Origin of the sequence: Flavonifractor sp. An9 (genome assembly GCF_002161245.1) — a bacterium.
GTDB lineage: Bacteria > Bacillota > Clostridia > Oscillospirales > Oscillospiraceae > Flavonifractor > Flavonifractor avicola.
Genome location: NZ_NFHC01000008.1, coordinates 18,679 through 42,266, shown reverse-complemented (window position 1 = coordinate 42,266; position 23,588 = coordinate 18,679). Strand labels below are relative to the sequence as shown.

At 58.6% G+C, this 23,588-nt stretch carries 24 protein-coding genes and 1 other annotated feature; of the genes, 9 read left to right on the top strand and 15 right to left on the bottom strand.

All coding sequences use genetic code 11. The features are described from left to right. Nucleotides 1-2: 2 nt before the first annotated feature. Nucleotides 3-857 (top strand): patatin-like phospholipase family protein, encoded by an 855-nt coding sequence (locus B5G40_RS07175; protein WP_087399196.1) that lies wholly within the window; start codon nucleotides 3-5, stop codon nucleotides 855-857. A 42-nt stretch (nucleotides 858-899) separates the two neighbouring features. Here B5G40_RS07175 and B5G40_RS07170 read toward each other — a convergent pair whose 3' ends face one another. The 3 genes from B5G40_RS07170 to B5G40_RS07160 form a co-directional block, all read right to left on the bottom strand. Continuing rightward, on the bottom strand, nucleotides 900-1,373 hold the full coding sequence (locus tag B5G40_RS07170; RefSeq protein ID WP_087399195.1) for a hypothetical protein: 474 nt from the start codon (nucleotides 1,371-1,373) through the stop codon (nucleotides 900-902). A 52-nt stretch (nucleotides 1,374-1,425) separates the two neighbouring features. Further along, on the bottom strand, nucleotides 1,426-1,932 hold the full coding sequence (locus tag B5G40_RS07165) for an RNA polymerase sigma factor (protein WP_087188195.1): 507 nt from the start codon (nucleotides 1,930-1,932) through the stop codon (nucleotides 1,426-1,428). 119 nt (nucleotides 1,933-2,051) lie between these two features. Next, the gene (locus tag B5G40_RS07160; protein ID WP_087399194.1) at nucleotides 2,052-3,362 is read right to left on the bottom strand and encodes an MATE family efflux transporter; all 1,311 of its coding nucleotides are present in this window, start codon (nucleotides 3,360-3,362) and stop codon (nucleotides 2,052-2,054) included. A gap of 176 nt (nucleotides 3,363-3,538) precedes the next feature. Here B5G40_RS07160 and B5G40_RS07155 point away from each other — a divergent pair, with 176 nt between their 5' ends. Next, nucleotides 3,539-4,720 (top strand): M20 metallopeptidase family protein, encoded by a 1,182-nt coding sequence (locus B5G40_RS07155; protein ID WP_087399193.1) that lies wholly within the window; start codon nucleotides 3,539-3,541, stop codon nucleotides 4,718-4,720. Nucleotides 4,721-4,776: 56 nt separating this feature from the next. Here B5G40_RS07155 and B5G40_RS07150 read toward each other — a convergent pair whose 3' ends face one another. The 3 genes from B5G40_RS07150 to B5G40_RS07140 form a co-directional block, all read right to left on the bottom strand. Beyond that, nucleotides 4,777-4,971 carry a hypothetical protein gene (locus B5G40_RS07150; protein ID WP_087188192.1) on the bottom strand — a complete coding sequence of 65 codons (195 nt, stop codon included), beginning with the start codon at nucleotides 4,969-4,971 and terminating at the stop codon, nucleotides 4,777-4,779. 183 nt (nucleotides 4,972-5,154) lie between these two features. Then, complete coding sequence (locus B5G40_RS07145) at nucleotides 5,155-7,002, bottom strand: family 10 glycosylhydrolase (protein WP_087399192.1); 1,848 nt, start codon at nucleotides 7,000-7,002, stop codon at nucleotides 5,155-5,157. A gap of 35 nt (nucleotides 7,003-7,037) precedes the next feature. Then, the gene (locus B5G40_RS07140) at nucleotides 7,038-8,825 is read right to left on the bottom strand and encodes an ABC-F family ATP-binding cassette domain-containing protein (RefSeq protein WP_087399191.1); all 1,788 of its coding nucleotides are present in this window, start codon (nucleotides 8,823-8,825) and stop codon (nucleotides 7,038-7,040) included. A gap of 147 nt (nucleotides 8,826-8,972) precedes the next feature. On the opposite strand from B5G40_RS07140, the gene B5G40_RS07135 reads away from it, so the two are divergent. From B5G40_RS07135 to leuA, 6 genes are all read left to right on the top strand, one after another. After that, the gene (locus B5G40_RS07135) at nucleotides 8,973-9,368 is read left to right on the top strand and encodes a GntR family transcriptional regulator (RefSeq protein WP_242959316.1); all 396 of its coding nucleotides are present in this window, start codon (nucleotides 8,973-8,975) and stop codon (nucleotides 9,366-9,368) included. Further along, nucleotides 9,365-10,135 (top strand): hypothetical protein, encoded by a 771-nt coding sequence (locus tag B5G40_RS07130; protein ID WP_087399190.1) that lies wholly within the window; start codon nucleotides 9,365-9,367, stop codon nucleotides 10,133-10,135. The genes B5G40_RS07135 and B5G40_RS07130 overlap by 4 nt, the downstream gene beginning before the upstream one ends. Next, a complete protein-coding gene (locus B5G40_RS07125) occupies nucleotides 10,122-10,649 on the top strand; it encodes a hypothetical protein (RefSeq protein WP_087399189.1) in 528 nt (175 codons plus the stop codon). The genes B5G40_RS07130 and B5G40_RS07125 overlap by 14 nt, the downstream gene beginning before the upstream one ends. Continuing rightward, entirely contained in the window at nucleotides 10,642-11,388 is a 747-nt protein-coding gene (locus tag B5G40_RS07120) for an ABC transporter ATP-binding protein (protein ID WP_087188187.1), read from the top strand. The genes B5G40_RS07125 and B5G40_RS07120 overlap by 8 nt, the downstream gene beginning before the upstream one ends. Further along, nucleotides 11,385-12,779 (top strand): hypothetical protein, encoded by a 1,395-nt coding sequence (locus tag B5G40_RS07115; protein ID WP_087399188.1) that lies wholly within the window; start codon nucleotides 11,385-11,387, stop codon nucleotides 12,777-12,779. The genes B5G40_RS07120 and B5G40_RS07115 overlap by 4 nt, the downstream gene beginning before the upstream one ends. Before the next feature lie 44 nt (nucleotides 12,780-12,823). Continuing rightward, nucleotides 12,824-13,059, top strand: a binding site (T-box leader). 54 nt (nucleotides 13,060-13,113) lie between these two features. Next, nucleotides 13,114-14,805, top strand: a complete 1,692-nt coding sequence (gene leuA, locus B5G40_RS07110) for a 2-isopropylmalate synthase (RefSeq protein WP_087399187.1) — start codon at nucleotides 13,114-13,116, stop codon at nucleotides 14,803-14,805. Between the two features lie 58 nt (nucleotides 14,806-14,863). Here the strand turns inward: leuA and B5G40_RS07105 are convergent, their stop codons facing one another. From B5G40_RS07105 to B5G40_RS07080, 6 genes are all read right to left on the bottom strand, one after another. Beyond that, nucleotides 14,864-15,253: a NifB/NifX family molybdenum-iron cluster-binding protein gene (locus B5G40_RS07105; RefSeq protein WP_087188184.1), complete on the bottom strand. Its 390-nt coding sequence runs from the start codon at nucleotides 15,251-15,253 to the stop codon at nucleotides 14,864-14,866. 128 nt (nucleotides 15,254-15,381) lie between these two features. After that, nucleotides 15,382-16,893 (bottom strand): GH25 family lysozyme, encoded by a 1,512-nt coding sequence (locus tag B5G40_RS07100; RefSeq protein WP_158099491.1) that lies wholly within the window; start codon nucleotides 16,891-16,893, stop codon nucleotides 15,382-15,384. Nucleotides 16,894-17,117: 224 nt separating this feature from the next. Then, complete coding sequence (locus B5G40_RS07095; protein ID WP_087399185.1) at nucleotides 17,118-17,870, bottom strand: carboxymuconolactone decarboxylase family protein; 753 nt, start codon at nucleotides 17,868-17,870, stop codon at nucleotides 17,118-17,120. A gap of 12 nt (nucleotides 17,871-17,882) precedes the next feature. Further along, a complete protein-coding gene (locus B5G40_RS07090) occupies nucleotides 17,883-18,347 on the bottom strand; it encodes a cyclophilin-like fold protein (RefSeq protein ID WP_087399184.1) in 465 nt (154 codons plus the stop codon). Then, the gene (locus tag B5G40_RS07085) at nucleotides 18,344-18,886 is read right to left on the bottom strand and encodes a flavodoxin family protein (protein ID WP_087399183.1); all 543 of its coding nucleotides are present in this window, start codon (nucleotides 18,884-18,886) and stop codon (nucleotides 18,344-18,346) included. The genes B5G40_RS07090 and B5G40_RS07085 overlap by 4 nt, the downstream gene beginning before the upstream one ends. Next, complete coding sequence (locus B5G40_RS07080) at nucleotides 18,883-19,464, bottom strand: sugar O-acetyltransferase (RefSeq protein ID WP_087188179.1); 582 nt, start codon at nucleotides 19,462-19,464, stop codon at nucleotides 18,883-18,885. The genes B5G40_RS07085 and B5G40_RS07080 overlap by 4 nt, the downstream gene beginning before the upstream one ends. Nucleotides 19,465-19,602: 138 nt before the next feature. Between B5G40_RS07080 and B5G40_RS07075 the strand changes: the two genes are divergently transcribed. Beyond that, nucleotides 19,603-20,499 carry a LysR family transcriptional regulator gene (locus tag B5G40_RS07075; protein WP_087327546.1) on the top strand — a complete coding sequence of 299 codons (897 nt, stop codon included), beginning with the start codon at nucleotides 19,603-19,605 and terminating at the stop codon, nucleotides 20,497-20,499. Between the two features lie 106 nt (nucleotides 20,500-20,605). On the opposite strand, the gene B5G40_RS07070 is transcribed toward B5G40_RS07075, so the two are convergent. Genes B5G40_RS07070 through amrA form a run of 3 tightly spaced genes read right to left on the bottom strand, consistent with a single transcriptional unit; the run spans nucleotide 20,606 to nucleotide 23,402 of the window. Beyond that, nucleotides 20,606-21,166, bottom strand: a complete 561-nt coding sequence (locus B5G40_RS07070; protein WP_087399182.1) for a flavin reductase family protein — start codon at nucleotides 21,164-21,166, stop codon at nucleotides 20,606-20,608. Nucleotides 21,167-21,192: 26 nt separating this feature from the next. Then, nucleotides 21,193-22,017, bottom strand: coding sequence for an AmmeMemoRadiSam system radical SAM enzyme (amrS, locus tag B5G40_RS07065; protein ID WP_087399181.1), 825 nt, complete (start codon nucleotides 22,015-22,017; stop codon nucleotides 21,193-21,195). Beyond that, nucleotides 22,014-23,402 carry an AmmeMemoRadiSam system protein A gene (gene amrA, locus B5G40_RS07060; RefSeq protein WP_087399180.1) on the bottom strand — a complete coding sequence of 463 codons (1,389 nt, stop codon included), beginning with the start codon at nucleotides 23,400-23,402 and terminating at the stop codon, nucleotides 22,014-22,016. Before amrA ends, amrS begins: the two co-directional genes overlap by 4 nt. Between the last annotated feature and the right edge of the window lie 186 nt (nucleotides 23,403-23,588).

The window sequence follows — 23,588 nt, the reverse complement described above, 5'->3', positions numbered from 1 at the left end:
CCATGAAGACCGGGATCGTACTGGAGGGTGGAGCCATTCGTACCATCTTTTCTTCCGGTGTGTGTGACGCCCTGCTCACCGGCGGTATTATGACGGACTATGTCATCGGCGTTTCCGCCGGGATCGCTTATGGTGTCAGTTATGTGTCCAGGCAGATCCGCCGCAACCTTGATATTATGGTAAACTACGTCAATGATAAGCGGTATATGAGCATGGGCAACCTGCTCCGCCGGGACAACAAGGCATATTTCGGTCTGAAGTTCGTCTATGACACCATTCCGAACGAGCTAATCCCCTTTGACTATGATACCTACCGTTCATTCCCCGGCGAAGTGGAAGCAGCGGTCACCAACCTTGACACCGGCAAGGCAGAATATTTGCCGGTGGACGGCAACGACAAGAGCTTTACCATCCTCCAGGCCACTTGTGCTCTGCCCTTCCTCTTCCCTATTTTCCACATTGACGGCAAACCATTCATGGACGGCGGCGCGGCGGACGCCATTCCCTTTGACCGAGCCTTTGAGAAGGGCTGCGACCGGCTGATCGTGGTACTCACCCGGGAACGGGACTTCCGGCGGCAGCCAGAGAAGCTCCAGCCTCTCATTGACCGGGTTTACCGGAAGTACCCCAACTTCTGCGACACCATGCGCCGCCGGGCAGATACCTACAACGAGGCCCGGGAAAAGCTCTTTCAGCTGGAAAAGGAGGGGCGTGTGCTTCTCTTTGCTCCTCACAATACCCAGGGCTTCAGCCGCACCGAGCGGGACGTGGCCAAGATCCAGGCCCTGTGGCAGGACGGCTACGACGAGGGCATGGCCCGGCTGGACGAGGTACGCTCCTTCCTGGCGGGACAATAAAACAGGACCCGGGCGGCGGCTGCCGTCCGGGTCCTTTGCGTCTTATTCCACTCCGCTGATCTCTGTGACCATAGCCATGTCGGCATCCTGTCCGGTACCGTCGGGCAGTGTCACATGGGAGACAGCCACAGGCTTTCCGTCCTCATCCAGGGTCACCTGGACGGAAACCTTGGCTCCCTCATCCTCCCGGGTCCAGAGGTAGCTGCCGTCCCGCTCCATGGCCTCGGTGATGTCCGTCTCCTCCCCGTCCACGGTAAGGATGATGCGGCCGTCTCTCTCCTCTACCGCCGTATCAGGCAGCCGCAAAGCGGTGATGGTCTCGCCGGTGTCATCCATCACGATCTCTTCCCGGTAATCTCCGATAGAGGCGGACGAGCGGATGGTGGCGGAGAGCCACTCCAGGGCCTCCGGGTTGGCGGCGCTTACGGTCGCCATCAGAGCCACCGTTACCACGGCGGCGATCAGGCCCACCCGCAGCGGGCGGCGGACCGGCTTCTTCTGTTTCTGTTCTGCCATTTCAATGACCTCCTGTAGGGCTTCTTCGGAGACGTGAAGCTCCGAGCATCGTTCACGGTATGCGTTGTGGTCGAACATCGTCGTTCCCCTCCTCTTCTTCGGAAAGCGTCCGGCGCAGCCGGGCCCGGGCCCGCTGGAGCCAGGTCTGTACGGTGGAGGGATTGACCCCCATGGCCGCCGCCGTCTCCTTGACGGAGCAGCCCTCGTAGTAGTAGAGGTAGATGGTCAGGCGGTACTTTCCATCCAGCGCCATCACCGCCTGAAACACCTCTTCCCGGCGGTCCTCCGCCGGAAGGGGCGCCTCGTCCCGCTCCTCCAGCGGTACCGCCCGGCGGCGCCAGAAGGAACGCATCACCTTCCGGCTCTCATTGACCGCCACCCGTAGCAGCCAATGCTTCAGGTGGTCCTCGCTCTCAAAGCCATCCTGCTGGTAGAGCTTGAGGAGCACCGTCTGCACCACGTCCTCCGCGTCCGCCCGGCTCCGCAGGGCGTGGTAGGCCACCCGGTAGAGCATATCGCCATAGGTCCGGGCCGCCTGTTCAAATGTCTCGTCGGTCATGACTACTCCCTTTCTGTGGGTTGGTTTGAAAGGCCTTTCATCAGGAATACCCCCCGGAGGGGCAAAAAATCTCACAGAGAATAAAAAAATTTTGGGGCGTCATCCAGACGCCCCAAAATTCATGCCCGGTCCAGCCGCCGGTAGACCGTGAAATACATGGTGAGGATGCAGGCCAAGCCCCCCAGCACATTGGAAATCGGCTCGGCCAGAAATACGCCGTCCGCCCCGAAGCCCACCGCCGGCAGGATCAGGGTCAGAGGAGCCACAATGAATGCCTTGCGGAGCAGGGAAAAGAAGATGGCGTTTTTGGACCGGCCCAGCCCCACAAAGACCGACTGTCCGATGAACTGAAAGGACATGAAGAAGAAGGTGGCAAAATAGATGCGGAAGGCGGGGATACCGGCGGCAATGAGATCCGCCTCGTTGTTGAAAATGCGGATCAGGGGCTCGGGCAGCAGCATCACCACCGCCCATACCACCACCGAGTACCCTACCGTCAGCACGGTGGTAAAGCGAATTCCCTGACGCACTCGTCCATACTGACCGGCGCCGTAGTTATAGCCCAACACCGGCTGGCAGCCGCTGGTAATGCCCTGAACCGGCATGGTAATGATCTCCCGGATGGAGTTGATCACCGTCATGACGCCTACATACAGATCGCCGCTGTAGGCCTCCAGGCTGGCATTGCACAGCACCTGGGCCAGGCTGTTGGTCATGGACATGACAAAGCCGGAGGTGCCCAGGCTCAAAATACGCCTCACCCGGCCCGCCTGGAGCCGGAGGGCAGACAGCCGCAGCTTGAGAATGGCCTTTTTCCCGGTGAGGAATTTCAGTACCCACAGGGCCGAGCACCCCTGGGAGATCACCGTGGCCAGCGCGGCCCCCTTTACCCCCATGTCCAGCAGGAAAATGAAGATAGGGTCCAATACGATGTTGACCACCGCACCCACAGCTACCGTAATCATACCCATACGGCTGAAGCCCTGGGCGTTGATAAAGGGGTTCATACCCAGACTGATCATAACGAAGAGGGTGCCCAAAATATAAATCGTCAGGTAGTCGTTGGCATAGGGGAAGGTGACATCGCTGGCCCCGAACAGATAGAGAATAGGTCTGCGAAAGATGAGACACAAAACTGTGAGGGATGTGCCAAACAGCAGCAGCAGAGAGAAGGAATTGCCCATAATCTGCTCCGCTTCCTCATTCTCTCCTCTGCCCCGGCAGATGGAACACAGCGGGGAGCCACCCATGCCGCACAAGTTGGCAAAACCCATCAAGATGGAGATGATGGGCAGACACAGCCCCAGTCCCGTCAGGGCCAGGTGCCCCGGCAGACGGCCCAGGTACATCCGGTCCACCACGTTGTACAGGATATTAATGAGCTGAGCCACCGTCATGGGCACCGCCATATAGACGATATTGCGGGCCATACTGCCCTTGGAAAAATCATTCTGGGTCCGGGCTTGCGTGGCCGGTCACCTCTTCTCTTGCAATTTGGATGAATTTGGGGTATACCTATAGGGAACCCCGGCTCCGCCGTTTGGATACGACGGATGCATAATAGTTAATTATACTACCGTTTTAAAGTACAGGCAATGGAAAGGAAATGATTTCTTTGACACTGTTGGAGCAGGCCAAGGCCATGGAGCCTCAGCTGCGGGCCATGAAGGACGACCTCCACCGCCACCCTGAGTTGAGTTTTCAGGAGGTACGGACCACCGGAATTTTAAAGGAAAAGTTGACCGCCTTAGGGCTGGAACTCATCGACCTGGGCATGGACACCGGCGTGGTAGCCCTGCTGCGGGGAGCCCACCCCGGTAAGACTGTGGCCCTCCGGGCCGACATTGATGCTATCGCCCAGCAGGAAGCCGCCCACGACGGGGCCATGTCCCAGTGTGACGGGCTGATGCACGGCTGCGGCCACGATTTCCATACCGTAGGGCTGTATGGCGCAGCCTGCCTGCTGGCCCAGCGCCGGGATCAGCTGGCGGGCAACGTGGTCTTTCTCTTCCAGCCCGCCGAGGAGGTCACCCAGGGGGCCCAGGCCATGATCGACCACGGGCTGTGGGACAAGCTGCCCGCCAAGCCTGACTGTCTCTTCGGCCTGCACAACCGGCCTGAGCTGCCCGCCGGACAGATCGCCGTCATGGAGGGGCCGGTGATGTCGGGCAAGAGCCACTTTGTTATCACCCTCCATGGTATCTCCGGCCACGGCGGCTCCCCCCACAAATGTACCGACGTCATTGTGGCCGGTGCGGCGGTGGTCAACGCCCTTCAAACGGTGGTGAGCCGCAACACCGATCCCCTGGAAAGCCTGGTGTGCTCCGTGCTGTCCATTCACGCCGGTACCCCGGACAATTTCGTCCCCGACGTACTTACCATGACAGGAAGCATCCGGGCCCACGGAACTGCCGCCCACCGCCATGCCGAGGAGCGACTGCGTGAGCTGACTCTGGGAGTATCGGCCGCCTACGGGTGCACCGCCGAGGTGGAGTTCCACCCCGGTGTGCCCGCCACTGTCAACTCCCCCGCCATGACCGCTCTGGCCAGAAAGGCGGCTCTGGCTCTGGTGGATGAGGCTCATGTGGTCTCCCCCGCCCCCGACATGGGTTCGGAGGACTTCGCCGTCTTTGGGCAGGATGTGCCCGCCTTCTTCTATTGGCTGGGCTCCGGCTTCCCCGGCCAGTTTAATCCCTGCTGGCACAACGAGCACTTCCGCACCGATGACAACGCCCTGCCTCTGGCCGCCGCCCTGTTGGCCCAGTCTGCCCTGGTAGGCTTGGAATAAAAAGAACAGCACGCCCTCCCATGTGGGGGGCGTGCTGCTTTTTCTCTATATGTACTTCAACGGGCCATATACACCGCGCCAATGGCCTTGAATTGCCGTGCCACCGCACCGCACAGCTCGTTATAATACTTGAGATAGTCCTTTTTTGCCTGGCGCTCCCGGCTCTTCTGCTGTTGAAAATTCGCCCACTGGGCACAGCTTTTGTGACAGCCTTCGCAGTAACTGGAACAGGTCTGTTGACACGGAATCATAGCGGAAACCCCTTTCTGCTCTGTCCGGGTGCTTGCCCCGGCGGTTCCGGCTTGTCTGAAAACATCCGGTGTCTCTATTGTACTTGGCCTGCCCCGCGCTTTCCATCACCTTTTGGTAAAAGACTGTAAAGTTTCTTCTGACTTCCAAAAAGGCTCCCGGCAGCGCCGGGAGCCTTTCCTGTTTTACAGCCAGGTCTCCCCCTGGCTGTGCTTTTCATAGTCGTGGGTCACAGAGGCCTCCAGAATCTCATGGTAGGCCCAGTGGTCCACACGCACATCGGTGAAGGGGGCCGCTATGTCCCGCTCACCCGCCTGCCGGTCCATGGCACGGTTGAGGATCTTTACTGCCTCCGCTCTTGTCACATTGCGGCCCGGCTGGAAGGTACCATTGGTACCGCCGGAGATCCACCCCTGGGCAGCGGCAAAGGCGATCTCCCGGGCTGCCCAATAGCTGGCCGGCACGTCGGGAAAAGCGTGACTGCCGCCAGTGACAGTAAAGAAGCCGCACACCATCTTCACCAGCTCCGCCCGGCGGACTGGTTGGGTGGGGCGGAAGGTTCCGTCCTCATAGCCCTGGACAATGCCGTATTTCCGGGCAAAATGGACATAGGAGCTGTACCAGTCCCCCAGACTCACGTCGGAAAAGCCGCCGGTGCCCTCCTCATAACTGTAAAGTGGTTTCCCATTACGATCCACCGCCAGCCGGGTCAGCATCGTCACCGCCTCTCCCCGGGTCAGAGAGCTGTCCGGGTGGAACTGTCCATTGCTGCCCTGTACATAGGCCATATGGTCCGCCGTATTTAGAGCTGCTTCCGGCTGAGGCGCATAAAATTCCTTATAAAGCTTCTGCAATTCCCCATTCTGCGCCAAAAACTGATATCGGAAGTGAACTTCACCATCCACCTGGGCAATGGTCTCGTTGAGCTCCAGCTGCTGCCGGATGGCCTCCACACCGTACCAGGGACTGCTGGGATCAGTGTTGCCCGCCTGATAGTCGGCCATACCGATGTAAAGGAAAACATCTGTACCCCTTACCGTGTCCGCCCACCACTTGACGATGGTCTCATAGTCCATACTTTTATGACCGATATACCAGTAGACCTGGGGGCAGATGTAGTCAATCCACTCCTCCTGCACCCACTTCCGGCTGTCGGCGTAGGAGGCATAGTAGCTCTCAAAGCCGCCGGTGGTATTGGAGCCCTGGGACTGGCTGCTCTTGTCGGCCCACACGCCGGAGGGGCTGATGCCGTAAGACAAATCGGGATCAATGGCGTGGAGCCGCTCCCCCATCTCCTTCACCAGCTGGTTCACATTGTCCCGACGCCAATCCCCAATGTCGGAGAAGCCGCTGCCGTACTGGGCATAGGTGTCGGCGTCGTCAAAGTTTGCGCCGGGATAGAAGTAGTCGTCCATGTGGATGCCGTTGATGTCGTAATTACGGGCCAACTCCTCGGCGCTCTGAATGATGTACTCCCGCACCTCCGGCAGACCGGGATCAAAATAGTATTTGCCGTCGTACTCCACCACCCAGTCCGGGTGGACCTTGGCCGGATGGTCGGCAGTCAGGCTGTCGTACTCGGACTGGCCTCCCTTAGTCACCCGGAAGGGGTTGATCCAGGCATGAAGCTCCAGCCCCATCTCATGGGCTTTCTCCACCCAGTAGGCCAGGGGATCAAAGCCATCTGCCGGGGCCTGACCCTGTCGGCCCGTCAGATCGGCGCTCCAGGGATAGTAACTGGAGGGATAGAGGGCGTCGGCGGAGGGCCGCACCTGTAAGATCACGGCGGTCATGCCCATATCGGCGCAGGTCTGCAAGATCTTGTCCGCGTCCGCCTTCAGCACCGCCGGGTCGGTGGTGGCCTTGCTGGGATAGTCCAGCCGGTACACCGTGCTCACCCACACCGCCCGGAATTGGTCGGGATTCTTCACTTCATTCTTCCCGGCGCTGGTCTGGGTACGGATGGCCATACCTGCCAATGCCAGGGCGCACACCAGCACAATGGCCACCACAAATTTCCATACTCTTGTCATGGGATTCTCCTTGCTTTGGTTCTGAGGACGGCGGGCTACTTCTCCTGGGCGGCAATCCGCTCCGCCAAGTCATTGAGATAGACCCAGCGCTCCATCTTCTCCTCCAGGGCGGCCTCCAGCTGGCTCTGCTTCTCCTGGAGCTCCTGGAGGGCCACATAGTCGGTGGCCTTGGCAGCCTGCTCCGCCTGGACCTGGGCGATCTGCTCCTCCAGAGCGGCGATGTCGTCGTCGATGGTCTCAAACTCCCGCTGCTCCTTGTAGCTGAATTTCAGCTTCTTGGGGGCGGCGGGGCGCTCTTTCCCCTTGTCAGAGGTGGAAATTTTGGGGGCTTTGGCCTTCTCCTCTGCCCGCTTGGCGTCCAGATACTCGGTATATCCGCCGGGATAGGCCCGCACAGAGCCATCCCCCTCTACGGCAAACACCCGCCGCACCACCCGGTCCAGGAAATAGCGGTCGTGGGATACGGCAATCACCGCGCCGGGGAAGGTGTCCAGATAGTCCTCCAGAATGGACAGGGTCTGAATATCCAGGTCGTTGGTGGGCTCATCCAGCAGCAGCACATTGGGAGCGGCGGCCAGCACCGAGAGCAGATAGAGCCGCCGTTTCTCCCCGCCGGACAGCTTGCAGATGGGAGACCACTGAACCTCCACCGGGAAAAGGAACTGCTCCAGCAGCTGAGAGGCGGTGAGCATTCCCTCTGCCGTCTCAATGTTATTGCCAATCTCCTTCACATAGTCGATGACCCGGATATCCCCGTCCATGTCGGGCACTTCCTGGCGGAAGTAGCCGAAGCGGACCGTCTCGCCCACCTCCACGGTACCGGAATCGGGGGCCAGGGCCCCCGCCATCAGGTTGAGCAGGGTGGATTTGCCGCTGCCGTTGGAGCCTACGATGCCGATACGGTCATCCCGCAGCAGCATACAGTCAAAGTCCCGGACCACGGTCCGGTCCCCGAAGGCCTTGGTGACCCCCGCAAGCTCCACCGTCTTTTTCCCTAGACGGCTGGCACGGGCGGACAGTTCCAAGGTACTTTTTTCCGTGGGGCCGGTCTGGGCCTTCAGGGCCTCGTACCGCTCCAGCCGTTCCCGGCTCTTGGTGCCCCGGGCGGTGGGGCCCTGCATCACCCACTGGTACTCCCGTCGAAGGATGGCCTGACGCTTGCGCTCACTGGCTTTCTCACTCTCCAGCCGGGCCGCCTTCCGCTCCAGATATTTGTCATAGTTACCCTCATAGGTGTAGAGTTTGCCGCCCTCCACCTCCACCATTTTCGTGACGATGCGCTCCAGAAAATACCGGTCGTGGGTGACCATCACCAGAGCGCCCTTCCAGCCTCTCAAATAGTCCTCCAGCCAGCCAACCATCCGGTCGTCCAGATGGTTGGTGGGTTCGTCCAGCAACAGCACATCGCAGGGCCGGGCCAGCACCGCCGCCAAGGCCACACGGCGGCGCTCACCGCCGGACAGCTCCCCTACCTTCTGGTCAAACCGGGGCACCCCCAGCTGATTCAGAATGGTCTTGGCCTCATATTCCGCCAGGGTGCGATCGTCCCCGTCCAGCCCCAGCAGCACCTGCTCCAGCACGGTATGTTCCCCGGGAAATACCGGGTTCTGAGGCAGGTAGGCCAGGCGCACATTGGGGTCGGGACGAACGGTACCTCCGTCCGGCTCCTCCGCCCCGGCCAACAGCCGCAGCAGGGTGGATTTTCCGCATCCGTTGACGCCGATGATACCCACCTTGTCCCCCGGCTCCACATAAAACGAGACAGAGTCCAGCAGACTCCGTGTCCCGTAGGTCTTAGTCAGTTGTTCCGCCGATAACAGCATATTGTTCCCTCGCTTTGTCGATATCCCGTATAGTATAGCGGAAATGGCTGAAAAAGAAAAGGCCTCATGGTACTTGACAGGCAACCGTATTACTCATATAATACAGTTAGAAAGTGTACTAGTTCAGTAATACAGTTAGGAGGTGGTATGGCCATGTGTAACTTTGGCGGCTTCGTCCCGGCGGACGGTCTGCCCATCTATCTGCAGATTGTGCGCTATGTGGAGCGGGGCGTGGCGGCTGGCACCATTGCCGACGGCGAGGAACTGCCCTCCCGCCGGGTGCTGTCGGCCCAGCTGGGTGTCAACCCCAACACAGTGCAGAAGGCCTACCGCCTGTTGGAGGAGGAGGGGCTCATCACCTCCCGCTCGGGGGCCAAAAGTGAAGTGTGCGCCCCGCCGGACCGGGCGGAGGCTCTCCGGGCCAAACTGTTGGAGCAGGAGATCGCCGGTTTTGTCCGCTCTCTGCGGCAGTCCGGGCTGGAGAAGGAGGCCGCTCTGGAGCTGATCGACCGGCTGTGGGACCGAAAGGAGGAGGAAGCATGAGACAATATGTGAACCTGTTGATGGTAGCCGCCCGCTCCCGGCTGTGGCAAGTGATCCTGATCACCGCCGGCACCAGTGCCGCCCAGGTAGCACTGGCCATTTCCATGCTGAACAAAGTGAGTCTATATGGTTTTATGCAGAATTCCCTGTTCCATCTGCTGTTCACCGCAGGTCTGGTGCTGATCTGTCTGTCGCTGGCCTCCTTCGGCATGGAGCGGGGCGGCAGCAAGCTGGGCTATACCCTCCGCCGCCTGCCCTGTGGAGAGGAGCGGGCCACCCTGATATTCGCCCTTCACCACTTCCTCTGCCTGCTGATCTACTGGGGCGGGCAGATCGCAGCGGCATGGTATATTGCCCTGCGCTTCTGCGCCCTCTCAGACGACGCCTTTCCCATGCTGGTGTTTTATTACAGCGGATGGTTTCACGGAATTCTGCCCGGCCTGGACTGGCCCATCTACATCCGCAATGTGGTGATGCTGACGGCGCTGGCCATGGCGGCAGCCACCTGCTCCTACCACTGGCGGCGGGGCGATAAACCCTTTACCGTCGTGCCCCTGGCCGCTTTTGCCGGTCTCAGCTTTCCCGCCGATGCCGGCGCCTTCGGTCTGCCGGGACCGGGCAGCGATTTTGTTGCCAGTCTGCCCAATGTGTACGCTAAGGTGCCAGATAATATCATGGTGGCGCTCTTCCAGCTGGCCGTCTTTGTGACAGCTCTGATCATCGTCACCTACAATCTGATAGGGAGGGCTCGTTATGTGGACACCTGAACGCGTCTATCCTCTGGGTTTTCCCGGCAGGCAGGCCCTCCAGCTCACACTGGGCGGGCTGGGAGTCGCCTTCGCCATCGGTTATTTCCGGTTTCTTGCCTCCTTTTCTTCCGCCAAAAATGAGCTCTACACGTCCGTCCGGATCGACGGCAAGTGGGTCCCAAAACTCATTGAGGGTTCGGTCATTGCCCCATTCTCCCGCCTGCTGGGCGGGATATCTCTGGGGCTGATTCTGGTGGCCCTCTGCCTCATCGTCTCCCTCTTTCTTCATTATGCCTGGCATAAGCTGGGCAGCCGCAGCATCTACCGCATGAAGCTGCTCCCCAACCGCTGGGAGCTGTGGCGGCGGGTGGTCTTTATCCCTCTGGTAGGCCTGGCCGCCTGCGCGCTGCTGTGGGGCCTGCTGCTTCTGCTGTGCGCCCTCACCTACCGCTACGGGACGCCGGACGGTCACTTCCCCCCCAACTGTTGGGGTTCCTTCCCCTTCTACTGGATTGGAGGCTGCTATGCTTGAACTGCATCAGGTTCGTAAAAAATACTTCGGCTCCACCATAGCGGTGGATGATCTGTCCCTCACCATAGGCCCTGGGGAAATCGTAGGACTGTTTGGGGAGAACGGCGCCGGCAAAACCACGCTGCTCAAGTGTATCCTGGGTCTGCTGTCCTATCAGGGCCAAATCACCCTGGACGGCGCTCCGGTAAACCGGGCCAACATCGCCCGCCTGTCCTTCGCCACCTGCGAGCACTCCTTCTTCCCCAACCTGACCGCAGAGGAGCACAGAATTTTTCTCACCAGCCAGTTTCCTACCTTCCGTCAAAAACGCTTCCACGCTCTGCTGGACTTCTTCGAGCTGCCTGCCCACAAAGCCATCCGACGGTTTTCCACCGGCCAGAAGAACCAGTTCGAGGTGATCCTGGCCCTGTGTCAGGGCGCCGACTACATCCTGATGGATGAGCCCTTCGCCGGCAACGACATCTTCAACCGGGAGGACTTTTACAAGGTGCTGCTGGGTATTCTGGAACCCAACGAGACCATTCTGCTGTCCACCCACCTGCTGGAGGAGGTACAGCACTTCATCAGCCGGGCCGTGCTGCTGCAAAAAGGCAAGCTGGTGGGAGACGCCTCCACCCTGGACCTGGAGGAGCAGGGCAAAAGCCTCATGGACTATGTGAAAGAGACCTACCGCTACAAGGCCGACCGGGTCAGTCAGGCCCTGGACCAGCTCACCGGCAAGGAGGAGGGAGAGGGATGAAAAGCGCTCTGGCTCTGCTTCTGGCTCTGGTGGCCGCCTTCGGCGGCCTGCTGGGCTGGACCAATGCTCAGCTGCAGCAACAGGGTACCGACGTAACCGTCTCCGCCACCACCCTGGCAGGGGACCCGGCAGCTGTCGCCGACGTCCAGGTCACCAGCTATACTGAGTATCAAAATCACCTCTTCTGGCGCCAGTCCTTTCCGGCGGACAGCCCGGAGCAGGGTGAGACCATCTGCGCCTTTTCCCAGGCTGCCCACTTTGCAGAGGATAACTTTTCTTGGGGAAACTATTTTAATATCGAGCTCTCCAGACATAGCATAAGCAGTCATTCCTCTATAGAGAAGCAGCTCTCCCCTTCTCTGCTCGCTCTTTTAAAGCAGATCCAGAGTAACCGGCCCAACGTCGCCGTTTCGCAACAGCGGGTGGACCTGTCCGACTATACCGATCACTATCCCCTGGAGGTTTCCGGCTCTTTCACCCAATTTATACACGACCCGCTGACATCCAAGCAGCTGATCCAGTTGGTGGAAGACTACTTTTTCTTTCCTCTGTCCAAGAGCACATATGCCATCATCTCTCTGGAGACCGATGAGAAGAGCGGCCAGCTCTGTGGTTATGATTTTGACCTGGAATATGACTTGAGTCTATCTACCCAGACTGTGATGCGGGACTATATTACCTATTTCGCTCTCATTCCCGGAGGTGACCAAGTCGACCGGCTGGACACCAGCCACATCCCCGGCGGCTGGGGGGTATACGCCCTCACCGGCACCAGCGGAGAGGACGCCGCCATCTCTACCCTCTACTCCATACCCGATGGCGGGCAGGTGGTCCGCCTCTTTGGCGGCCCGGAAGGAGACGACTGCCTCTATCTGCTGACTTTGGAAGAGAACACGCTGTTTTTCACCCAGCTGGACCCCAAAAACGGCCAGGTGGTGGTCCATCTGCCTCTCTTCCCCTGGACAGAGGATCAGGAGATCCTCAGTACCCTATGGCATGGAGACTATCTGGTGGTTTTCACCGGCAAAGGCCCCTTCGCGGTACTGGTTCCCGACGGCCAGGGGGGCTGGAAGGTGGATCTGACCGGGGACCTCCATAACCAATACACCCCCACCTACTATCCGTCAGCCGATGAGCTGACCGGGTATGCCCGGTACAGCACCACCTCCTCCCTCTATGACCATGACAGCCACCGGCTGATCTTTGCCGACTCCTATTACGCAGGGGACGAAAAGAACACCTCGTTCTTTCTGTCTGTATACGATCGGGACGGGCTGGCCTATCTGGGGACCTATCAGTTCAGTCTGCCCGCAGATGTGTATAAACTTTATGGTGTCTATACCAACAACTCCCCCTCCCATGTCCTCTCCTGGTCGGAAACTGCCTCTTGACAAAACCGGGCGGTTCGGCTAGAATGGGTAACAATCAAATCCCAGAAGAGGCAATGATGGGAAGAAGGCACGTCCCGTCCTTCTCAGAGAACCGGTGGTTGGTGCGAACCGGTGGAGGAAAGCGTGCGGATACTGATCCCGGAGCCGCCTGCCTGAAGCTGCTGTTGTAGGGCAGGCCGTCACGGCCACGTTACCGGCCGGGGCCTTGTTGGAGGCCATGAGCGTCCGCCGGTGACGGCGGGCGGAAGCAGGGTGGTACCGCGTATCTTACGCCCCTGACCATAATCTGGTCAGGGGTTTTTCTTATTCCCTGGCCCAAGGAGGAACTGCTATTATGAAACCCGCACAGAAAAAGTACATTCCCTTCGTCCCGCTGAAAATGGAAAAGCGCGCCTGGCCCGACAAGGAATTGAAGGCGCCCCCCGTCTGGTGCTCCGTGGACCTGCGGGACGGCAACCAGGCCCTCATTGATCCCATGAACGTGGAGGAGAAGCTGGAGCTGTTCCACACGCTGGTGGATATCGGTGTGAAAGAGATCGAGGTGGGCTTCCCCTCCGCCTCCGAGACCGAGTATGAGTTCATCCGCACCCTCATTGAGGGCGGCCACATCCCCGACGACGTGACCATCCAGGTGCTGGTCCAGGCCAGAGAGCATCTGATCCGCAAGACCTTTGAGGCTATCGACGGCGCCAAGCACGTTATCTTCCATTTCTATAACTCCACCTCTACCCTCCAGCGGAAGGTGGTGTTCCACACCGACGTGGCCGGCGTCACCAAGATCGCCGTGGACGCCGCCCAGCTCATCCGGGAGCTGAGCCAGCCCGCCATCGACGCCGGTATGGATCTCCGGTACGAGTATTCCCCCGAGTCCTTCATGGGCACCGAGATGGACGCCGCCGTGGAGATCTGCCAGGCGGTCATCGAGGCCATTGGGGCCACTCCCGACCACAAAATCATCCTCAACCTGCCCACTACGGTGGAAAACTGTATGCCCAACTACTTTGCCGATGAGATTGAGTACTTCATCGACAAGCTGCCCAGCCGGGAGTGCGCCATCATCTCCCTCCACCCCCACAACGACCGCGGCGAGGGCGTAGCCACCGCCGAGATGGGCCTGCTGGCAGGCGCCGAGCGTGTGGAGGCCACCCTCTTCGGCAACGGTGAGCGCACCGGTAACGTGGATATGGTCACCCTGGCTCTCAACCTGTACACTCAGGGCGTGGACCCCAAGCTGGACTTCTCCAACATCAACAAGATCCGGGATGTGTACGAGAAGGTCACCAAGATGAAGATCGGCGAGCGGCAGCCCTATGTGGGCGAGCTGGTGTTCACCGCCTTCTCCGGCTCCCACCAGGACGCCATCAACAAGGGCACCCGCTACATGGAGGAGAGCGGCACCGAGTACTGGGAGGTGCCCTATCTGCCCATCGACCCCGCCGATGTGGGACGGCAGTATGAGCCCATCATCCGCATCAACTCTCAGTCGGGCAAGGGCGGCTCCGCCTTCGTCATGCAGCACTCCTTCGGTTTCGATCTGCCCAAGGCCATGCACCCCGAGTTCGGCCACATCGTTCAGGTGGAGACCGACCGGGTGGGCAAGGAGCTCAAACCGGAGGCCATTTACGACCTGTTCAAGACCCACTACATCGACGCCGTCAAGCCCTACGAGATGGTGCGCCACTCCTTTGCTGAGTTTACCGATGAGGAGGGCCACTCCCACGTCACCTTTGCCGGTACCCTTCGCCACACCGACACGGTATTCCAGGTTCAGGGCTCGGGCAACGGCCCCATTGACGCCTTCTTCAACGCCATCCACGGTCAGAAGATGGACCGCTTCACCTTCATCGACTACAAGGAGCACGCCATCAAACAGGGCTCCGACTCCCAGGCTGTGGCCTACATCCACCTCCAGGATGAGGAGGGCCGGGACTGGTTCGGTGTGGGCATGAGCCACAACATCAACCTGGCTCCCCTGAAGGGCATCCTGTCCGCCATCAACCGGGCCGTCAACCACGACGGGCTGTAATCTCACAACGCAAAAGGGGTCCCGCCGGTAAACCGGCGGGACCCCTTTTGTCCATTTTTTACGCGTCGTGATGATGACCACCGCAGTTGTGGTCGTGATGATGCTCGTGTTCGTGATCATGGTGGTGGCAGACGGCATCGGTGGACTTCAGCTCCCCTTTCAGGTACTGCTCCACGGCGGTGCGGGCGTCCCCCTGAACCCCCATCATGGTCTTGATGTTCCGCTGCTGGAACAGAGACACGGCGTGGGCACCCATGCCTCCGGCAATGACTACCTCAACCCCCATATCCCCCAGGAAATTGGGCAGGAATCCGGGCTTGTGCTCCGGATTGGGTACCAGCTCCTCCCCCAGAATCTTGCCGTCCTCCACAGTGTAGATACGGAAATGTTCACAATGGCCGAAGTGGCCCCCTACCTCTGTTCCCACGCTGGCAACTGCGATCTTCATGGTTCGTCGCTCCTTTTCCCGGCATATGCCAATTATTATAGCTTTATCATACGCTTATTTCCGGCATATGTCAATATCATTCTAAAAAAGATGGGGGTGCAGCGGATTGCCGCACCCCCAATCTTTTCTTATTTTCGATTGTTTTTCTTCAGATCCACCAGGCAGATGTTCAGATCCACCTTACCCTCGATCCCGCTTACCGTTCCGCTGCTGGAATACTGCCACATATCATAGTAATACGGGAATGTGGTGGGTGTCCAGCCGGTGGTATAGTGAGCCAGCCAGAAAGGATAGTCCTGCAGCTGAGAGAGGTCAAACCCCTTGTTTACCAGATTGGGATTGCTGTAGGCCATGGGCTGATATCCCTCATCCTGGATCACCTGGTTAAATGCTTTGGTACAGTCAATGATCTCCTGGTAGGTCATGTTGTATGTACGGCTGCTGCTGTCGCTGACATACTCCCAGTCAAATACCACCGGATAGGTCACATCATATCCCTCGATCCACTCCAGGGTCTGATAGGCCTCCTCCATAGCTTCTTCCTCGTTGACCGCCTGGGAGAAGAAGTAAACCCCCACATCGATACCCGCTCGGGTGGCGTTTTCTATGTTATACGTAAAATAGGGGTCCTGCACGATCTTACCCACGGTATACCCTCGATAACCTACCCGAATGATGGCAAATTCCACTCCGGATTCCGCCACCAGGTCCCAGTCGATCTTGCCCTGGTGGGAGGAGACATCGATGCCCACATGGCTCTCCGCATCTCCATTGTAACTGAGGAAGCCGTCCTCATTGACATAAAACGCCTCGCTGTCATAGGGGTTGGATGGGATCGGCATTGGAGTAGGCGTAGGCGTGGGCTCCGGTGTTTCACTGGGAGTAGGTTCCGGATCCGGGCTTTCGCTGGGGGTGGGTTCCGGTGTAAGTGTTGGCGTGGGAGTAGGCGTGGGAGTAGGAGTAGGCGTTGGAGTTGGAGTCGGGGTAGGCGTGGGCTCCGGTTCCGGCTGGCTGTTCTGGTCGTAGCGGGTCAGAATAACCGCTGTCTCCGCCCGGGTCGCCTGGCCGGAGGGATCAAAGCAATTTCCCGGCTTACCGCTGATCACCTGCTCCGCCTGGGCCCAGTCCACTGCGGGAACCGCCCAGGACGAGATCTCGTCCCCATCGGCATAGGGTGTACCGGCGCTGGCGGCCGGGCTGCCTGCATAGCGCCACAAAATGGTGGCCACCTGTTCCCGGGTCACAGGATCGTTGGTACCAAAGGTCTGGCTGCTGTACCCGGTCACATAGCCGTTCTGTTGGGCCCACAGCACCGCTTCGGAGTACCAGGCATCGTTTTCTGTATCGGTAAAGTTGTCCCTGCCGCTCACCGCCGGACTGCCCGCCATCCGGTAAAGTACAGTGGCCAGCATGGCCCGGCTCATGGACAATTCCGGCGCAAACATACTGCTGGAGATGCCGCTCATCAGCCCATTGTCATACACATAGGATACCGCTCCGGCGTACCATACGCCGGGGACTACGTCGGCAAAGGACCCGCCGCTCTCCGCGGCCTGGACCGTTCCGCCAAAAGGCAGAGGGATCATGGCTGCCAGCAGTGTGCCTGCCAGCAGTCTGGATGCTGCTTTTCTTCTTACCATGGACTTTCCTTTCTGCGTAGGACTCTGTTCTGTTTTGGATAATGCGATTGATAATAGCATAACAGAAATCCAGCTGTTCGACAAGTTTTGAACAGAAATTTTATAATATTTGCTATTTTCCTTTTTTCCCGCCCAAGATAGTTCCAAGCAGTATACATAAGTTTGTAAACCCTTCTACACAAAAAGGCTCCCGCCAACGGCGGGAGCCTTTTTGTACGATAAAATCAACCCAGTTTGCTATACTCTGTTTCGGAGACTGCTTCCAGCCATTCATTGGAGCAGTTCTCACCAGGCACTTCCAGGGCAAGATGGGAAAACCAGCTGTCCGATGCGGCGCCATGCCAGTGCTTGACGCCGGTGGGAATGTTGACCACATCGCCGGGATGCAGCTCCCTGGCCTCCTTCCCCCACTCCTGATACCAGCCTCGACCGGCTACGCAAATCAAAATTTGCCCGCCGCCCTTGTCAGCGTGATGGACGTGCCAGTTGTTCCGGCAGCCTGGCTCGAAGGTCACATTATATACCCCCACCTGGCTGACAGAGAGGGGCTGCAGGTAACTCTGGCCCACGAAGTACTGAGAGAACCCGTCGTTGGGCGCCCCGATGGGAAACACCATTTCTTTCTGGTGCATGGCCTTACCGTCATCGCCGGCATCCTCGGCCCACACTTCCTTGGCCATACGGAAGGCCGCCCAGGCCTTGGGCCAACCTGCGTAAAAGGCAGCATGAGTCAAAATCTCCGCAATCTCCTGCCGGGTAATACCGTTTTGCTTGGCAGTGCTCAGGTGATACTGGAAGGAGCTGTCCACCAGCCCCTGAGCCATCAGAGCCACAACCGTGACCAGAGAACGATCCCGCAGGGAGAGTTTGTCCTCCCGGCTCCACACCTGTCCAAACAATACGTCGTCATTCAACTCCGCAAATTTCGGAGCAAACTCACCCAGCGCATCTCTGCCCGCCGTCTGCTTCACTGCCATAACAAATACCTCCTACTCAAGAGAAAATGTAACCTGAACCCTTCCCTCTCCCAGCTTCGCCTGCAAATCGGTGGGATCATCGAGCTTTGCAAGCCGGGTGAAGTTCCAGGTATTCGTACCGTAGTAAATCGTAATCTGATTGCCCTGATAGAGGATCACATCCCCCGGCTCCGTGGTGATCTGCTGGTCATTCCGGGTCAGCGTGGTACCCAGCGGGCCCACTTTTTCAAAGCCACCGTAATCCTCCATCTCGATGGTCACCGGCCCCTGTGCCAGCAGCTCCTTGAATTCACGGGCCGAGCTGTTGTCCTCCAAGGTAGCCAGCAGTTCCTCATCGCCTACTGTGATCTTCAATGCCGTTTCCTCCTGACCGGATGCCGTCTCCGCAGATTGTGTCTCTTCTGGAACGCTGCCGCCGCAGGCCGACAGTCCCAATAGGGCAAGGAGCATACACAGCCACTTTGCCGCGGTTCTCATACGCCCTTACCCATCTTATAGGCCTCGGCCAGCTTTTCGGTCAGACGGGCCATATCGCCCGGGTCATTGACCCCGCCGCCCCGTACCACACCGGCCAGCCGAGCCTTTTCAAAGCAGGCGATCCAGCCATTCAGGCCGTTGACAGGGCCGTCGGAGGCGCTGTCCTCCTCCTCAGCGGAGGCGGTGAGCAAGTAGATGTCCCGGAAAGCGTAGTCGGCGGCGTACAGAGAATTGGCCCGGTCCAGCAGGGTTTTCATCTGGCCGGACATCTCGTAATAGTACACCGGGGTGGCAAAGCAAATCACATCCGCTGCCGCCATCTTTTCCACAATCGCGTTGGCGTCGTCCTGAATCACACACCGGGACTGCTTCAGACAGGCCAGACAGCCCCTGCAAAAGTGCAATTCCTTCCCCTGTAGGGAGAGCAGCTCCACCTGATGGCCGGCCTCCTGGGCACCCTGGACAAACTGCCGGGCCAGCAGATCAGAATTGCTGTTGTGACGCAGGCTGGTAGAAATCACCAAAACTTTCTTGCTCATGCTTCGTCCTCCTCGCCGATGGTCCGTATGACTTTTGCAGGTACGCCGCCTACCACGGTATTCTCCGGCACATCTCTGTTCACCACCGCGCCGGCGGCCACAATGGCGCCGTCCCCGATGGTCACACCAGGCAGAATGGTAGCATTGGCGCCGATCCACACATTCTTCCCGATTCGGATCGGTGCGGGGATCATGCTGCCTCGGTCTTTTGGCGAGGCAACGTGGTTAAGGGTCGCCAGCACCACATTATGACCGATGAGGGCACCATCCTCGATAAAAATGCCGCCCTGATCCTGAAATTTGCACCCCGCGTTGATAAACACATTCTTTCCAATATGGATGTTTTTTCCACAGTCCGTGTAAAAAGGCGGGAAAAGCCCGAAGCTCTCATCCACCGGCTTGCCGATCAGCTGAGAAAACAGGGCCCGCAGCTGCGCCGGTTCATGATAGCTCCCGTTGATCTCCGCGGTAATCCGCAGGGCCTCCTGGCTGACGCCGTGCATGAATTGGTGAACCTCGCTTCCGCCCTGCACCACGTTACCGCTGTTCAGTTCATTCAAAAATTCTTCTAGCTCCATGTTACGCTCCCAATTCTTCAGGTATTTGGTTTCATTGTATCACCGGCGCTTTCAGATAACAAATACCTATATAGAATATCTTACTATGCTTGAAACCTATAGTTAAGTCATGCTATTATCTATACAGAGGTGAGCGCTATGGAGTTAAGAGTGCTTCAATATTTTCTGGCCGTGGCACGGGAGCAAAATATCTCAGCGGCGGCACAATCCCTTCACCTGACACAGCCCACCCTCTCCAGGCAGCTCAAGGAGCTGGAGGAAGAGCTGGGTAAGCAGCTGATGGTCCGGGGCAACCGGAAGATCACGCTGACCGAGGACGGTATGCTGCTGCGGAAACGGGCGGAGGAGATTCTGGAGTTGGTGGACCGGACGGAGAAAGAGGTTATGCAGTCCGGCAACACCGTCAACGGGGATATCTATATCGGCACCGGTGAGACGGACGGCGTGCGCCAAATCGTTGGGGCTGCCAAACAGCTGCGGGAGCGCTACCCGGGTATCCATTTCCACATCGTCAGCGGCGACGCTGTGGACGTATGCGAGCGGCTGGACAAGGGGTTGTTGGATTTTGGCGTTCTTCTTGGGGACATGGACAAAACAAGATACCACTATATGGAGCTGCCTATGAAGGACACCTGGGGGGTACTGATGCGGCGAGACAGCCCTCTTGCCCGGCAGGACACCGTTTCTCCCCATGATCTGTGGGACAAGCCTCTGATCCTCTCCCGGCAGGTGGATAATAAAAGCGGCCTGTACCGCTGGCTCAAAAAAGAGCCCTCGGAGCTCTACACCGTGGCCACCTATAATCTGATCTACAACGCCTCGTTAATGGTGGACGAGGGGCTGGGATACGCCTTTACCCTGGACAAACTGGTAAACACCACTGGCAGCAACCTGTGCTTCCGGCTCCTGAAGCCAAAGCTGGAGCTGGGGATGCACCTGGTCTGGAAAAAATCCCAGACATTTTCCAAGGCAGCAGAACTGTTCCTGGAGCAACTGCAGAATCACCTGTCCTCTTCTCAAAACGTAAGCAAATAACTTGGACGCCCGGCTGATGCCGGGCGTCCATTTTGTTGCTTGGTTCTTTCTTTGTTTGTAAATTCAAGGATACTGCAGGTCTGTTGCGCCAATCATTCTCCTTCGATTACTTCAGCTGCGCCCCGTCCCGGAAGGCGTTGCCCACCTTCTCACCCAGCTTGCGGTAGGTATTGTGGATGGGGTCAAAGATAATGGGCTGCAGCTTGTCCGGATCGATCTTTCCGTCCTCTCCCAAAACCGACTCATCAGCACAGACATTCACGATCTCGCCTACCAGACGGCAACTCTCCGGATCATAGCTGACCAGGCGGCACTCCACAGCCATAGGCAGCTCATCAATAAGGGGCGCATCCACAAATTCTGCTTTGCTGGTATGCCAGCCCGCTTTTTCCAGCTTATTGGCCACGTTATTGCCCGATTCAATACCCACATAGTCGCAGGCCACCATCTGCTCTGCCGTGGCCATGCTTACCGTAAAAGCCTTCCGGGCCAGAATATTGGCGGTGGTCTTATGACCGGCACTGATACACATGGACAATTCCTTCTCCTCGCTGATGCCGCCCCAGGCCGCATTCATAGCGTCCGCCGTGCCATCTTCGCCATAAGTGGCCAGGATAAAGACCGGCTGGGGATAGGTCCAGGGTTTTGCTCCAAAATTCTTACGCATAAAAGATACCTCCTGTTTGATGGTTTTCAGCAGTTACCTGTATAAACATCGTGCAGTTCTTCCCGTGCTACATCTGCCAGGCGGTAAACCGTCTCCACCGGCGTAGGTGGACGGTCCGCCATACGATGGCGGGGGAAAAAGCGGGAGATGTGCAGGGGAATGCGGGAATCGACCGAGGAGAGCCATCGGGACAGGGCCCGGATCTCCTCCTCCGTGTCATTTTCTCCCGGCACAATCAGCGTGGTGACCTCCAAATGGCAGCGGCCGGCAGCCAGGGAGATGGAGCGTTTCACGCTCTCCAGATCTCCTCCCAGGGCGCAGTACCACCGTTCGGTAAAGCCCTTCAAATCAATGTTTACCGCGTCGATCAGCGGCAGCAGCTTCCGCCACCAGTCCTCTGCAATGGTACCATTGGTCACCAGCACGTTGAGCATCCCGGTCTGGTGTACCAGCTCGGCGCAGTCCCGCACATACTCATAGCCAACCAGCGGCTCATTATAGGTATAGGCCACACCGATATTGCCCCGGCTGGCCAAACGTACAGCCTCCTGCACCAGCGGCTCCGGTGCGCAATCCCTGGTTGGAAATGCCTCCCCTGCTCCAGCGATCTCAATATTCTGACAGAAGGAACAGCTCAGATTACAGCCAAAGCTGCCCACCGACAGTACCATACTGCCTGGATGGAACCGGCGCAGCGGCTTTTTCTCAATGGGGTCCAGGGCCAGCGCGGTCAGCTTGCCATAGTTGAGCGGGACAATCCGTCCGCCCCGGTTGCCTCTGGCCCTGCACAGCCCGGTCTGTCCCTCCGCTAATTGGCAGCGGTGAAAACACAATTCACACGAGATGCTCATCGGTGCCGCACCACCTGAAATCGCTGGATCTGATACCGGTCCTCCGCGCCGATCCCGCCCTTTTGCCGGGCAATATCCAGCTGCTGCGCCACTGTATCCACACCTTCCAGGTCCGGCAGCAGCAGTCCCCGCCGCTGCCCGCAGCTGACAATGACTCCGTATTGTCTGGGGTCCAACTGATCGGGGGAATTCACAGTCTCCGGCTCTCCCAATACATCCACGCTGTACTCCAGCTCATCCAGCTCCTGGACCCGCACCGCCGGGAACCGCGGATCACGGGTCCCGGCGGAAATGGCGTTTTGTATGATCTCCCAGGCCACATTTCTCTGGGTTGGCGCAATGGTACCGATGCAGCCACGGAGCCGTCCGTCCTTATGGAGGGACACAAAGGCTCCTGCCGCCTGACTGGTCAATTCCTGGGGCAATCCCGCAGGCAGCTGCCCCAGAGGATCACCGGTCCGCACATAAGTCTCCAGCGACAACCTGGCCAGCTTTACCCAGGGGTCCTCTTTAGCACGTCTCTCCTCCAGCTGGGCCTGCCTGACCTGCTGGAATGCGGCAGCATACCGACGGCCCTCGTCCCGTCCGGTGACCGGAAACAACGCCACCGCGTATCCCACCCCGAAAGTACCCTCATGACTCAAAAGCCGGGGCTCCACCGCCAGCCCATCCAAGGCTCCAGACATCATCTGGAAGGCACGCAGGCCGCATTCAGCCGCCCGCTGGCAGAGCTCTGCGTCCATGGTGAGGAATTGCAGAAAATCACCCGACGCCATAGTCTCTGTCACCCGCCGGTCAAAGACCGGTCCCTCCGGCGCAAATCCATAGGGGCCGTTAGATTTCAGTTTATGAGAGAGATCGCCGCTGGCCACAAACACAGCCCGGCGGCCCAATGCCTCTGCCGCCTCGGCTACGCACTGTCCCAGTCGGTAGTGCTCCAGCGAAGAGAAGCCGGAAAGGCCCATCCGTATGATGGGGCAATCCACGCCCGCTTTGCGGAGAAAAACAAGAGGAATCAATGCTCCATGGTCCAGAGCAGGGTTACGCTGGCCCAGGGTGCCAGCCTCCAGACCTTTTTCCCGGGCTCGACGCACAATTTCATCCCGCAGCGGCCCGTCGTACTCTACCTCAATGCGCACTTGGGGGGCGCCAAAGGCAGACATATCGCCCGAAGCACCCGCTCCAGGAGCAATGTGAAAATAATCTCCGTACAAAACCGTGTGTGGTGAGGCTACAATGAGCACATCCGGCTTCCACCGCGCCACCTCTGCAGCGGCGGCACGCATGGCCTGACCGGTGGCATTGATCTCACACTCCCGGCCCCTGCCCACTTCAGGCAGCAGCACCGGAGGATGTGGGGTCAGGATTGCACCCAGCATAGGCATATTATCCGCTCCCTTCCGGCCATACAAAGATTTCTATAAACAGTATAGCACGGCAAAAGGAACAGAAAAAGCCGTTCCCCAACAAAACTGCACACAAATTGTTGTCATGCGTTCTACACATACTGATCTGCAACATCCGCTTGAACGGACTAAAGGAGCAGGCACCCGAAAAAGCTTTCAGTCGCC

Coding starts and splice junctions, on each gene's coding strand:
- B5G40_RS07120 (WP_087188187.1), top strand. CDS start 10,642: ATGCTTGAACTGCATCAGGTTCGTAAAAAATACTTCGGCTCCACCATA.
- amrA (WP_087399180.1), bottom strand. CDS start 23,402: ATGCCTATGCTGGGTGCAATCCTGACCCCACATCCTCCGGTGCTGCTG.
- B5G40_RS07090 (WP_087399184.1), bottom strand. CDS start 18,347: ATGAGAACCGCGGCAAAGTGGCTGTGTATGCTCCTTGCCCTATTGGGA.
- B5G40_RS07080 (WP_087188179.1), bottom strand. CDS start 19,464: ATGGAGCTAGAAGAATTTTTGAATGAACTGAACAGCGGTAACGTGGTG.
- B5G40_RS07125 (WP_087399189.1), top strand. CDS start 10,122: ATGTGGACACCTGAACGCGTCTATCCTCTGGGTTTTCCCGGCAGGCAG.
- B5G40_RS07075 (WP_087327546.1), top strand. CDS start 19,603: ATGGAGTTAAGAGTGCTTCAATATTTTCTGGCCGTGGCACGGGAGCAA.
- B5G40_RS07175 (WP_087399196.1), top strand. CDS start 3: ATGAAGACCGGGATCGTACTGGAGGGTGGAGCCATTCGTACCATCTTT.
- B5G40_RS07145 (WP_087399192.1), bottom strand. CDS start 7,002: ATGACAAGAGTATGGAAATTTGTGGTGGCCATTGTGCTGGTGTGCGCC.
- B5G40_RS07105 (WP_087188184.1), bottom strand. CDS start 15,253: ATGAAGATCGCAGTTGCCAGCGTGGGAACAGAGGTAGGGGGCCACTTC.
- B5G40_RS07165 (WP_087188195.1), bottom strand. CDS start 1,932: ATGACCGACGAGACATTTGAACAGGCGGCCCGGACCTATGGCGATATG.
- B5G40_RS07085 (WP_087399183.1), bottom strand. CDS start 18,886: ATGAGCAAGAAAGTTTTGGTGATTTCTACCAGCCTGCGTCACAACAGC.
- B5G40_RS07150 (WP_087188192.1), bottom strand. CDS start 4,971: ATGATTCCGTGTCAACAGACCTGTTCCAGTTACTGCGAAGGCTGTCAC.
- B5G40_RS07100 (WP_158099491.1), bottom strand. CDS start 16,893: ATGGTAAGAAGAAAAGCAGCATCCAGACTGCTGGCAGGCACACTGCTG.
- B5G40_RS07160 (WP_087399194.1), bottom strand. CDS start 3,362: ATGGCCCGCAATATCGTCTATATGGCGGTGCCCATGACGGTGGCTCAG.
- B5G40_RS07155 (WP_087399193.1), top strand. CDS start 3,539: ATGATTTCTTTGACACTGTTGGAGCAGGCCAAGGCCATGGAGCCTCAG.
- B5G40_RS07140 (WP_087399191.1), bottom strand. CDS start 8,825: ATGCTGTTATCGGCGGAACAACTGACTAAGACCTACGGGACACGGAGT.
- amrS (WP_087399181.1), bottom strand. CDS start 22,017: ATGAGCATCTCGTGTGAATTGTGTTTTCACCGCTGCCAATTAGCGGAG.
- B5G40_RS07070 (WP_087399182.1), bottom strand. CDS start 21,166: ATGCGTAAGAATTTTGGAGCAAAACCCTGGACCTATCCCCAGCCGGTC.
- B5G40_RS07135 (WP_242959316.1), top strand. CDS start 8,973: ATGGCCATGTGTAACTTTGGCGGCTTCGTCCCGGCGGACGGTCTGCCC.
- B5G40_RS07115 (WP_087399188.1), top strand. CDS start 11,385: ATGAAAAGCGCTCTGGCTCTGCTTCTGGCTCTGGTGGCCGCCTTCGGC.
- B5G40_RS07170 (WP_087399195.1), bottom strand. CDS start 1,373: ATGGCAGAACAGAAACAGAAGAAGCCGGTCCGCCGCCCGCTGCGGGTG.
- B5G40_RS07130 (WP_087399190.1), top strand. CDS start 9,365: ATGAGACAATATGTGAACCTGTTGATGGTAGCCGCCCGCTCCCGGCTG.
- leuA (WP_087399187.1), top strand. CDS start 13,114: ATGAAACCCGCACAGAAAAAGTACATTCCCTTCGTCCCGCTGAAAATG.
- B5G40_RS07095 (WP_087399185.1), bottom strand. CDS start 17,870: ATGGCAGTGAAGCAGACGGCGGGCAGAGATGCGCTGGGTGAGTTTGCT.